The organism is Alteromonas sp. W364, from assembly GCF_031846205.1.
GTDB classification, from domain to species: domain Bacteria; phylum Pseudomonadota; class Gammaproteobacteria; order Enterobacterales; family Alteromonadaceae; genus Glaciecola; species Glaciecola blandensis.
Genome location: NZ_JAVRID010000002.1, coordinates 488,037 through 500,346 on the forward strand (window position 1 = coordinate 488,037; position 12,310 = coordinate 500,346).

At 38.4% G+C, this 12,310-nt stretch carries 7 protein-coding genes; 4 read left to right on the plus strand and 3 right to left on the minus strand.

Annotated elements, in window-relative coordinates; genetic code table 11:
• The first annotated feature begins 8 nt into the window (after positions 1 to 8).
• The 4 genes from asnB (at position 9) to RM556_RS04945 (ending at position 8,916) form a co-directional block, all read left to right on the plus strand.
• Positions 9 to 1,952, plus strand: coding sequence for an asparagine synthase (glutamine-hydrolyzing) (gene asnB / locus RM556_RS04930; protein WP_311374006.1), 1,944 nt, complete (start codon positions 9 to 11; stop codon positions 1,950 to 1,952).
• Between the two features lie 354 nt (positions 1,953 to 2,306).
• Entirely contained in the window at positions 2,307 to 6,236 is a 3,930-nt protein-coding gene (locus RM556_RS04935; RefSeq protein WP_311374007.1) for a hypothetical protein, read from the plus strand.
• 256 nt (positions 6,237 to 6,492) lie between these two features.
• On the plus strand, positions 6,493 to 7,767 hold the full coding sequence (locus RM556_RS04940) for an O-antigen ligase family protein (protein WP_311374008.1): 1,275 nt from the start codon (positions 6,493 to 6,495) through the stop codon (positions 7,765 to 7,767).
• A gap of 78 nt (positions 7,768 to 7,845) precedes the next feature.
• Positions 7,846 to 8,916, plus strand: coding sequence for an acyltransferase (locus tag RM556_RS04945; RefSeq protein ID WP_311374009.1), 1,071 nt, complete (start codon positions 7,846 to 7,848; stop codon positions 8,914 to 8,916).
• Between the two features lie 4 nt (positions 8,917 to 8,920).
• Here the strand turns inward: RM556_RS04945 and RM556_RS04950 are convergent, their stop codons facing one another.
• The 3 genes from RM556_RS04950 to RM556_RS04960 all read right to left on the minus strand — a co-directional run bounded on the left by RM556_RS04950 (position 8,921) and on the right by RM556_RS04960 (position 12,298).
• A complete protein-coding gene (locus tag RM556_RS04950; RefSeq protein WP_311374010.1) occupies positions 8,921 to 10,414 on the minus strand; it encodes an oligosaccharide flippase family protein in 1,494 nt (497 codons plus the stop codon).
• Positions 10,415 to 10,539: 125 nt separating this feature from the next.
• Positions 10,540 to 11,418, minus strand: coding sequence for a sulfotransferase (locus RM556_RS04955; protein WP_311374011.1), 879 nt, complete (start codon positions 11,416 to 11,418; stop codon positions 10,540 to 10,542).
• Positions 11,419 to 11,431: 13 nt separating this feature from the next.
• Positions 11,432 to 12,298, minus strand: coding sequence for a glycosyltransferase family A protein (locus tag RM556_RS04960; RefSeq protein WP_311374012.1), 867 nt, complete (start codon positions 12,296 to 12,298; stop codon positions 11,432 to 11,434).
• Positions 12,299 to 12,310: the final 12 nt, after the last annotated feature.

Here is a 12,310-nt window from a genome sequence, read left to right on the forward strand (position 1 = left end):
GGTTAACTATGTGTGGCATTGCGGGCTTCGTAACAAAGAATTACGAACAACTAAACGAGCAGGCATTAGTCGAAATGGGCAATGCTATTGCGCACCGAGGACCTGACGCTCACGGTGAGTATCTCGATGAGACAATAGGCCTCTGCCATCGACGTTTGAGTATTCTTGACCTTTCCGACGCAGGCAAACAACCTATGTTCTCAGACGATAACAGCATTGTTATTGTCTTCAATGGTGAAATATATAACTTTTTAGAGTTGAAAGAGGAATTGGTCAAACAGGGTGTCAGCTTTCACTCCGGAACCGATACTGAAGTCATTATTCGATTATATGAAAAATACGGTACAGACTGTCTGAATATGCTCAATGGCATGTTTGCTTTTGCGTTATGGGATACTAATACAAAAAAATTGCTGATTGCCCGTGACAGACTAGGTAAAAAGCCGCTGTACTACTATACCGAAACCGCAGAATATACGGAAGCCGCAGAATCGCAATCTAGTGAAGGTAAAAACAGTTTTACTAAGTTTGCCTTTGCTTCCGAAATAAAAGCGTTATTGACTCTGCCTGATGTCAAAAAAGAGATTCGATTAGATGCGGTACATGATTTCTTTGCATATCAATACATTCCCGACCCTAAAAGTATTTTTCAACACGTCCATAAACTGCCGCCAGCGCACTATATGGTGATTGAGAATAGCCAATTCTCAATTCACAAATACTGGGACTTGAGTTTTGCGCAAACGAACGAAGACAGTGAAAAAGAAAACGTTGAAAGACTCCGACACTTATTATCAGAAACAACAAAAAGGCGCATGATCAGTGACGTTCCATTAGGGGCTTTTCTGAGCGGCGGAGTTGACTCATCTGGTGTTGTCGCAACGATGTCATCGCTTTCTGATACACCTGTAAAAACCTGTACCATTGCATTTGATAATAAAAAGTACAATGAAGCTGAGTTTGCCAAGTCGGTAGCAGAACAATACAAAACAGACCATCATGAACTCCTTGTTCATCAAAACGTAGCCGATACACTTGAAAACATAGTAAGTTATTTCGATGAGCCTTTTGCCGATCCGTCATTGGTTCCGACATTTTTCGTCTCTGAGCTTGCTAGGCAAAAAGTGACTGTGGCTATCGCTGGTGACGGAGGAGATGAGGTGTTTGCTGGGTATGAAAAGTATGCAGGAGATGATCTCGAGAATAAGCTCCGTAACCGTTTTCCAAATTGGTTGAGGAGAGGTGTTTTTCCTAGCGTTTCCAAGTTATTTAGCTTAGTTAACATATCTGTTTTTAGGCGCGCATCGAATTTATTAAATAGCTTGAGTGTGAGTCCAGCCATGGGGTTCTATATCACTAATAGTTTTATTTCGGACAGAGATTGGAAGCGTCTTATAAAGCCTGAGATTAAAAGTGAACTTGATACTTACCACCCATCATCGGTAACCTTAGAAAAATATGCAGAGGCGGATGGCAACGATCATTTAAGTAAGATTTTATACACTGATATGAAGACTTACTTAACAGGGGGGATTTTAGTTAAAGTAGATCGGATGAGTATGGCTAATTCATTAGAAGTTCGCGCGCCGATTTTAGACAAAGAAGTGATCGAGTTTTCAGCCTCCCTTCCTTCCAATATGAAATATAGAGATAAAGAGAAGAAGTACATTCTTAAAGAGGCATTCAAGCCTTTCTTGAGTGACGATATTCTTTATCGAAAGAAAATGGGCTTCTCCGTCCCATTAGCGCAATGGTTTAGAGAGGAAATTAAAGAAATTGCTCAACATTACCTTATCGATGAACTAATTGGTTTAAAAACGGTCTTCAAAGAGTCTCAAATAACCACACTTTGGGATGAACATCTGTCGGGAAAGAAAGACCATGCGACGGTTTTGTGGTCCATGTTGATGTTTGAAATGTGGTGGCAAAGGTATATGCACAAAAATAACTAGCAGAAACGAGTTTCTGGGCTGAACTACTTTCGAAACTCTATCGTACATTTCCCAACAATAACTGTCATCTAATGCATCTATATTAGTGACGTTGGACTATAAAATTTAAAAATCTATTCTCAACAGAGTGGCGCGCTTATTGCTGAACTTGGTTGAGAAGCGCTTGAAAAATATACTATTAAGGTTCTTTGAAGCCGGAGGGGCTTTATTTAATATATATGGTTTTATACCTTTACCCCGCTTTTGATAATACTTTCGGTGAACGAATATACAATAATATACGCTCAATATTAGCCATCCGAATACCTACGCGAAAAAGCTTAGTGTTCGAATTCCCAATAAATGGAGCAAGCTGTGAAAGTACCATACATTCTGTTTATATCCCTTGCAACTGCGCTACTCAGCGCTTGCGGAGGCGGGTCTGATGAAGGAACAGAAGTAACCCAACCAATTGTTGAAAAGCCACCTGAGCAACAACCGGCAAACCCCACATATGAAGTGGGTGGAGTAGTTTCTGGGTTATCTAATGGTCCAATAGTTTTAGCAAATAACATGTCGGATGAAGTAACTCTGCAGAGCGAGGGAGAGTTTTCTTTCACTACTGAATATACAGAAGGTGATACCTTTAGTGTCGCTATAAAGACACAGCCTAACGGCTATTCTTGCGAAGTCGAAAACGGTTCAGGCACCATTGGGACAAACGATATCAATGATGTTTCTGTAACTTGTGAAGAGAGCAATACAGCTGTGACCTACCACTCGGTCGGAGGCAGTATACAGGGGCTAGAGAGTTCACAAGCTGTCTTACAAAGTAGTCTTTCTGAAGAGTTAACCGTGTCGCAAAATGGTAACTTTACATTCTCCAATCAATTTGAAAATGGTAGCAATTATCAAGTGTTTCTCACGGTTCAACCTGAGAACCATAGCTGCGCTATCAGCAATGCAAACGGAACTATAAACGGAGCTGACGTAGCTAACGTGTTGGTTGTATGCGAAAACACTGAAGAAGAGCCCGAACCAGGACCTGAGCCGACAGAATATTCTGTCGGCGGAAGCGTCGCAGGTTTGGGAGAGTCGCCTGTGATTATTGCCAACAACGCGACTGAGGAGCTAAGTGTTTCTGCAAATGGTAGTTTTGTCTTTACCCAGTTATTAATTGATGATGAGACTTATGATGTTACTGTGCAAACGCAACCGACGGATTACACTTGCTCGGTAAGCAATGGTACAGGAACGGTAAACGGCCTGAATGTCACTGACATTTCTATAAGCTGTGAATCAAATGAAGAATTATTTAGTGTGGGCGGTTCAGTTTCGGGCCTTAATCAATCTGAAATTATCTTAGAAACCAACTTAGGAGATATCGCCACTATAGATAGCGACGGAGGATTTAGTTTCCAAGCTAGTTTTACTGACGGTTCTAACTATCAAGTATTTGTACAAACTCAGCCGCAAGCTCAAACTTGTGGAATCGAGAATGCAAGCGGCATAATAAACGGGAACAACGTCAATAACCTATCGGTTACCTGCGAAGATACTACTCACGATATTGTTTATGTGCGTTATCCTAACGAGACAGAGGATGACTTGTTCATTGATATCCCTCAGGGCGAACACGCTTATGACATAGCTGGTGGCGCTGACTTAATGTTATTGAAAGCTGATGGCAACGAGGTGGTACTTGTAGATTGCGACCAATGTAGCGTTATGGATCCATTTATTTCTTTTGACGCAAAGACCGTTTATTACTCCCTCATTGAGGAGCCTACGAGAGAATCTGCCAGCTGGATATATAAAATAAGATTAGATGATCCAGATTATACTCCAATTCGTCTTACTTTTGACGATGGGTTTGATTCCCCTCTTTATGCTCACAATGATTTATCTTCTGATGATCAAGGCAGTGTCCGAGGAATCCGTGATATGGCTCCAGCGCCTCTCGCTGATGGTAGGATTGTGTTTACGTCGAATAGATCGTCTTTTAGTACATTTAGACCGGGACCAGATGCAGTAGTAAGAGGAAGTGTGCAACAACTATTCGTAATGGACGATCACGATGGAACTGCCACAACGAAAGAGCTATCAAACCTTAAACAGTTAGAAACGGGCAGTCTGCATATGGTTCAGCATCCATTTCAGCTTAAAGATGGTCGCATATTATTCTCGACCTGGCAGGATGTAGCAACGAAATATAGCTATTCTATGACGTCTTTATTCACAGTCTATCCTGATGGTAGTAATCTTCAACAGTTTACTGAGCCTCATGAGCATCACAGCAACCTCGATCATTTCGCAACTCAATTATCAAATGATAGTATTGTTTCTGCCTATTATTACCCTTCATTTGATTATGGGTTTGGAATTCTTATGAAGTACCCTATTGCTTCTGATGGACCTGACTTTCAGCGTGAGCGCGTAGGACAAAAGTATACTTGGGGTGAACAAAACATAACGATCAGTACTAGAGAGTTTGACAGAAAAGGGACACAATCGATCACTCCACATACAATCTCTCTTGATAGACCTGCGCCAGATCTTTCAGGTAAGTATTCTATGCCTTCAGCATCCGTTAGAGGGGACCTTTTGGTTTCGTACTCGACAGGAGCCGTCAATCATTTCGCCCCAGCGTGCGACGTTGAAGTTTACCTTTGCGAAGCGCTTAGAGCCGGTATTTATTTGATTAAAGACGCTGCGAACACAGTTATTACCGATCCATCCGAGTTAGTTAAGATTAAGGATGACCCTAATTATAATGAAATATGGCCTCGTGTAGTGGCGAGTTACTACGATATCTTCGGACAGGAAAAGCCAGATTATATTCCAGTTCAAGATTTAGACAGCAGGATAGAGGAGGGCGAAGCTGCCGCAATTGTTGGTTCGTCATCGATGCTAAATCGAGAAGGGTTAAATGAAGATAAGCCCGATCCGTTTAGCCCTAAAACAGGTCGCATCCAAAATGATGGGAACTGGCGAATTGAGGGAGCGGAAGCTGGCGTTTTTAATAATGACGATATATATGGAGTTAGAATTATAACAACGCCCCCTAGGCCATTTACACAGCCAATTAAAAAAGGAGCTAACGCAGACGATTGGAATACTATCAAAAGGCATTTGGAAGATACGAGATTACATAGCGTAGTTGCTAGATACGGCTCTCTTCATCAGGAGCGTTGGGAGATTCTTGGAGAGTTCCCGCTCACAAATAAAGAAACTATTGATGAACAGGGGAACCCGGATACATCTTGGATCGCTAAAATACCTTCGGATACGCCTTTTCTCATCCAAACAATAGACTCAAACGGAATGACATTAGTAAGCGAGCTAACCTGGAGAGGCTTAAAGTCAGGTGAAAAAAGGGTCGATTGTGGTGGATGCCACGCACACTCTGTGGATCCTTTAGATTTCGAAAGCACTCAGGCTGGTAGTAATGTTCCCATTGAAATAGTTGGAGGTTTAGATCTTTCGGATCCAATTATCCAAAATGGTATCTGGGACCTCACGCTTGGCGACGTTCCAATATTAGCAGATGCAGGCGTAGTTAAAAAGCAACCGGGATACACGTTAGGAGTTGAGTTCACAAGAGACGTAGCTCCTATCTTAACAAATCATTGCGCTGCATGTCATACAGCCAGTGGAAGTGCGCCTGGCCTGATTTTAGATGACAGCGTCGAAGGAAAAGATGCCTTTGACGCACTAACTTCGGATACGAATAACGAATATTCTTACCCGCAGGTTAGTAAATATATAAGAACGCCACAAGCTCGACAAAGCTTGCTGACGTGGGTTGCTTGGGGGAAACGCCTTGATGGCAGAAGTAACGAGGAAAGAGATGACGATGTAGATTACCCTAATGAGCATCCGACGTTACAACTTACAGATGATGATAAAAGGACGATCGCACGTTGGATCGATTTGGGCTCCCCCATTGATTTCCCAGAGCTCGAAATTGACGGAGGTGTTGGGTTTAGATATACAGATGACTATCAACTACCCATAATTAACATTTCTAAACCAATCACTGGTAGTAATTTTGATAAAAATGCCAGTATTGGGTTTAATGATGCAATGTCGGGTATAGATTGGAATTCCTTATCGATAACTATAATTCCTCTAGACAGCGCCGAGACTGAACAAACTATTTCAAACTATGTAAGGTCTGCGAATAATGTCGTCGAGTTTGAAATGAGCTCAGTGCAAAGTGGAAATTCATACATTTTGAAAGTCGAGGTGCAGGATAATTATGGGAATACAAATATTCAAACTGCCAGGTTTTTGATTGAATAGTCAAAAATTTTGAACTTCAATTGCATTGCGAAAAAGCAACTGTCAACTAGCCGGTTGCTTTTCTAATTGAGCTTCTATTTTGATTATATTCTGTTTACGCCAGGTAATTATGTCTCTACAATCGTGACATATAGGCACTAAATTATAGATCCCAACTTTGATAAAAATAATTGTATATTTGCTTCTGGCATACTCATGTCTTTCGATCCTTTTTTCGCCTTGGGTTCCCTTGCTTATTTATTATTTAAACGGAATCATGCAGCCTCAATATATTTGGCCTTGGTCATTTCCTACTTTTTCTATATCGGTTTCAAAAATACTGGCAATCTTCGCAATACTAGCGCTTATAATATCAGCTTTTTGGGGGAAGGTATCGGTAGGTGTTTATCGTTCTAAACAGAGCCTTGCTATTTTTTTAATATGGGTTCTATTTCATTTATCTGATTTACTCAGTCCTTTTCCAATCTATATTGCCGATGTTTCTTCCCAGATAGTATTGAGCGCATTAGATACAATTATTATTATGTACTTTGTTGGTCTCGGCGTGTTAAGTAATGTTAAAAGCTATGAGAAAGCTTTTATTGCTATGAGCCTAATGTTTGGACTGATTACTGTCTATTATGCCTACTGGGCGAACGCAAATTACTTTGGAGAAAATTGGTATTTATTCACGAATGGTCGATTAAACAGCCCCGCGGGCACTAGTATAGGAGATCAAAACGCACTTTCAATACTGATAGTCATGGGAATGCCAATTCTTTTGATTGGGTACTTCTATGTTAGTAAAACGCTCTTGAAGATCATTTGTTTGCTCTCAATCCCTCTGATTTGGCATAGTTTATTTTTATTTGGATCTAGAGGAGCTTTAATAGCCCTTGTTGTTACAACGATGTTCACAATGAAAATTTTAATAAGCCATAAAAAGTCTTTCGTTAATTTAACTAAACTGAAACAAGTTAATTTTTTCAGAAAACTAATACTGTCTGGATTGGTTGCTGGCGTTTTGATTCAAGGTGGAGTAATTTTGAACAGGGCTGCTGAAACAAATGAGCGTGTAATTAGCGGCTCGGAAGAACCGATAAATCCAAGGATAATATCTTGGAAAGTAGGTAAAAAATTAATATTAGACTACCCTCTCTTAGGTGCTGGGCCACAGCGCTTTTTGATGGCATCTGAAACTCTTTATCCCGGGGAGTCTGTTCACGTAGCCCATAACACATTTATAAATTTTTCGGCTAATACTGGCCTTCCGGTTGGTTTGTTATTTTTGAGTCTTTTCTGGCTGAATTATAAAAACTTTCAATTCTGTAAGGAAAATAATATATATCTATACCCAGTATTGGATTTTGTGGATAAGAGCTGTGCGGCAGCCCTCACCGCCTACTTTGTAGGTGCACTTTTCTTAGATCTTATTATATTTGAAGCTTTTTACTTCATTTTGATGTTGAATGCGGTCAAGATATTTATATTTAAAAAAGTTTTAACCAGTAGCAATACATTGAAAAAGCCTGCAGATAATTCTCTGGTATAAATCCTTGTACAATCGAAACGGTAAGGATTTTTCTTAGCTACAGAGGTCAGATATATCGCAAAAAGGAATGCTTCAAGAATGAAATTTTCAAATAACTCTTTAATTGACGTTTCTAATAGAGTTTATTATTTAGATTTGCTGAGAGCTCTAGCTATTATGTTGGTGTTCACCGCTCATACCGCCAAAAGCTTTGATGGTCCAGAGGTTTTTAATACTCTATTAGGGTTTGGTGGTACAGGCGTTGACTTATTTTTTCTTTTATCTGGTTGGCTGATAGGGTCACAATTATTTAGGGAGCAGGAGAAGTTTGGGAACATAGAGTTAAAGCGATTTTGGTACCGAAGGTGGATGAGAACGCTCCCAGCATACTTCACTGTATTGTTATTTACTTTGTGTCAGTTGTATTTGACCAAAGAGTCAGTCCCTAGTCCTTTGCCTTACTTTCTATTTTTACAAAACTATTTTCATCTAAGTTATTTTACTGTTAGCTGGTCACTTGCTTTGGAGGAGCAGTTCTACCTTTTCATCGCACCCTTCATATTACTAGTCGTTAAAATTAGCTCTGTCAAAACTCAATCTTTTGTGCTTTTTACTATCTTGGTTTTACCTAGCGTCTTTAGGTTTTTTGAACTATTTAGCACAGGGTTAGAGACTCATGTAAGACTCGACTGCTGTATCATGGGAGTTTATTTGGCTTTCATTTACAGAAGACAACGGGCCTTTTGGGACCGAATTGCTCGGTATGCTACTCCTATATGTATATGTTCAATATTATTGTATGTATCTTTTTTTGTATTTAGGGCATTTCCCCCTTTCGAGAACTATGTTGATCCTTCAAAGTTGATGCTCGCTATTATATTTGCAGGGTTATTACTTAAAGCGGCTATTTCGCCAGTTGAGTCCTTACCGTTTTTCCATAATATCATTATGCATATTTCTACAAGGTCATATTCAATTTACCTTTTACATCCAGATGCACTTGCTGTGTGCAAACGAATTATCGATTCAGATTCATTATTGGTCTATTACTCCGCTGCATTAGCCATATCATTAATAGCATCGGAATTTCTATATAGAATAGTAGAAGTCACATTCATTAATTACAGAGAGAAATTTGATAAAACGAAGAAGCGACGCGCTGCGTTATAGCTGTTCATTTAAACTTATGCTTTGGGGAGATATTCCAAACTAAAGACACACACTTTCTAAGTATACCCATTATTATATGCTTTAGGTGGTTCGCAGAATGATTCTGTCGCAAAAAAAGAACAAACATTAGTATACAAACAAGAACCCAACAAAATAGAAAAACAAAAAATAGAATGGATAACTTAATAAAACTTGGAACCTCAAGCACCAAATGGCCTAACAAATAAGCCAATGTGAATGAAAGAAAGCTTGGTATTATCAAGTAAAAGAATATCGATATTGTATTCTTCTTAAAGATTCTTATATTTCCAATTAATAAAAGTATAGTGACCATAAATATCTCTACTAAAAATTTTCCATATGTAAAGTATTCTAAAGTTCTCTCTTTTAGTAAGTACAAAACTACTCCCATTAATAATAGAGTTAATAAGTCATAGTAAAATAGTACATTGACTCGCCCCATAGAAGTCATTACTGTTGAGCCTAAGTAAGCAAGAGAATGCGGAATTATTAGTAATGATAAAACACCGAACAAGCTTGAATACTCTGACCATTTGTCCCCTAATACTAAATCTACGATTGTACTTGCATTAAAATAAATAAATGCGGTTGAGGGTATAACTGTAACTGCAATCACTAAGACAGTTAATGTAATCTGATGCTTGAAGTTATCAACATTGTCTTTATTTCGAGCGAAAGACGCTAACAGAGGCTCAAGTGCTGGGCCAAAAAAATCTGTTGCAGGCATATTAGAAATATACTTGCTAATATGAAAGCCGCCGAGAGATGAGGGTGAATAAAATGCACTGACAAGTATTGTGTCAAGCTGAGACCTACAATACCCCAGTACACTTCTATACAACATCCATTGACTGAATCCCCATTGCTTTTTAATGTTAATCAAAGTAAGTGACGGCGAGTACTTTAAGAATATATATGAGCATAAAACATGAGTAATATTGGAAGCCAAATGGCTCCATATTAAAGCCCAATAGCTTTCGAAGTAGATAGCTATGCTTATGGCTATAGTAATTGATACCAGCTTTCTAATAACATCAATTTTTAGTATCGGGATATAATTAAGCTCTCTCTGACAAATAACGGTAGCTGGATTGACTAGCGCAGCTATTGGAAGGCTCAGAGCTAATACAGGTAAAAGACTTTGAAGCCTGTTATCGTCGTAAAAATTAACAATCAATGGAGTAAGCAGTAAAACTAACAGATAGATCGCAACCTTCAAACATATATTAAGAGTCCAAAAAGTATCTATGTCGTCTTGGTCAACATCATCTTTTCTAACAATGTATTCTTTTCCGCCGCTATTAGAAACTGTTGCCATAAAATATATAACCAATAATGATATGGCGACAATTCCAAAGTCTTCAGGTACCAATATTCTAGCTAGAATAAGAGTACTTATTAGTCCCAAAGTTTTTTCAGAAAACTTCGTAATGACCAGTATTAATGAGCTCTTTAGAGCAAGCTTAGCTAAAGACAAAGTAATTTATTCTTGATTTGTGAAACATCTTTTATTTCCGCATTTGACTATAAAAACTGAAAAATTGTTACGTCGGAAGCAATTTCTGCAACGCTCGCTAACAAAAGTGAGGGAAAATTACGAAACTATTTTCTTTTAAGATTTTTAAAGAACTCAAAAAACCTGTGCCTGCGCCATTTGTACTGCAATTGTATTTCACCAAGTATAGCCTGATGAATCTGGTAGTAAAATATTCTTAGTTTTGATAGCTTGATCGTATTACCCAACCGTTCATAGCCAAATTCATCCAGCACGTCGCCGGCGACATTTTCTATGACACTAATTTCAAATTTACTCAGCTTCTGCTGCCACTTCTTTGTCAATTTCATATCCGGTTTTTTAAACGTATGTCTATTTTCTGTTTTTATTTCATAAAAACTCTCTTTATTATTGTAATCTAGCATCTCCTCGTCAAAGTCGATATTTAAAAAGTTACATATATTTCTCATTGATGATTCAAGATCCCCGACCATGTCTTCGAACTTGATAAAGAAGAAATTCTCAGGCATTGAATTCATAAATTCTATTTGTTGTCTCACTTCTCTTTTCCATCGCTGCGCTCCGGTATATACGTTAGTACCAAGACCCCATTTATTTTCAATGTAGGAATTGGCTACACCTCGTCCGTCTCTCAGAATAATGATAAATTTAGTGTCAGGAAGGAAGTTTTTTAGTACTTCTATATGCTCCGTAAGCTGAGGGTCTTTTAATCCCCAAATTTTATATCCATCACTTAATAATTTGTCGATATCAATATCATCATGTCTTAATATTTCAGCCTTTATATTCGAAGTAACCTTTGATGGTTCTGTCTCACCATTAAATATTATTGGTAATTCTGCCTCATTCTGCACAAATATTTTCTTGTGCGCAGATAGAATTCGAGTCAGAAGAGTCGTTCCTGACCTCTGTGTTCCCATTACAAAAATTGGCAGTGATTTCATGTGTTTTTGCATGTTTTCCATAGAATTTACTTCTCTATATCTTTTTCTTTAAACGTTTAATTATGCGCTTCTTTAACAGTGGATTTACTTTAACAGTACCAGATTTTATATCCCTTAAGATTCTTTGGTTTATTTCATTTAAGTCTCTGGGCCATTCTAAGAAGCTAATCTTTTCTAAGTGGGTTTGTTGGAGTTTACCGGTCGAATATCTTGAAATCCTATTTATGTAAAGTTTAATATCCGCTAATTTAAAATAATTGAGCTTGGCAAAAAAATAACCGCAATCGATATTAAAAGTCACCCTTTCATGAATAGGTAAATCTATATCTTCAATATCTCTTTTGACAATTTTAGTTATAGCTGAATCTATCCAACCCAAACCTTTAGGAAGGTAAAAATTTTTATCTCTCACAAGCTGCAAAAATTTATTCTTTAGTCCGTAGCAATTTCCAAAAAGTAAATGCTGTTGAGTAACCATCTCTCTGTAAACTTCCATATTTCTGCCAGAGAAAGGCAGTCCGGCTATAGCGGTCGCGTTTTTGGAATCAAGAAGCGTTTGTGTCATTTGATTGAACGCGTCGGCAGTAAATTGCACATCGGCATCAGTAAAAAAATGCACATCTTCATCACAGGAGATATTGTGAACATACTCATTCCATGCATTACATTTGTCGCCTAGCTGAATCTCTACGACACGGAGTCTTGGGAAAAGGTTATCTCGACTAGCCTTGTTTAGAATGTCTACAGTAGAGTCGGTGCATCCATTTGCAATTACAACAACTTGACTAAGATTCTCATCTACGTTCTCATATATGCTCGATAGCGAGCGTTCAATATTATTTTCTTCATTATAGGCAAACATAACTATTGAGTAGCGCAAAATATTAATTCCTTCCTTCATGACGCTGTAACG